The organism is Motilimonas sp. 1_MG-2023 (assembly GCF_030547455.1).
In the GTDB taxonomy this organism is placed as follows: domain Bacteria; phylum Pseudomonadota; class Gammaproteobacteria; order Enterobacterales; family CBDFNC01; genus Motilimonas.
Genome location: NZ_JAUOPX010000263.1, coordinates 1 through 239, shown reverse-complemented (window position 1 = coordinate 239; position 239 = coordinate 1). Strand labels below are relative to the sequence as shown.

The window sequence follows — 239 nt, the reverse complement described above, 5'->3', positions numbered from 1 at the left end:
ATTCTCTTCACTACTATGCTGCGCTACTATTTGATGGATCTGGTGATACCAGCGCACCAAACTAGGCGGTAACGGGCTGTGCGCACGCTTACCTAACCAGTAAATCCCCTGCAACGGTAAACTAACCATAAATAAAACCATGCCTACCGTATTCGGCCAAAACATTTCATGGCCAACTTGGTATTGCAGCAGAATCGTAAACACTGCCAACATCGGCATAAACATTTCAGCAAACACAG

General features: G+C 45.6%; 1 protein-coding gene. It reads right to left on the bottom strand.

All coding sequences use genetic code 11. From position 1 onward, the window contains the following. The coding region (yfbV, locus tag Q4519_RS22065; protein ID WP_303516128.1) for a terminus macrodomain insulation protein YfbV at window positions 1-239 on the bottom strand (239 nt) is incomplete at both ends.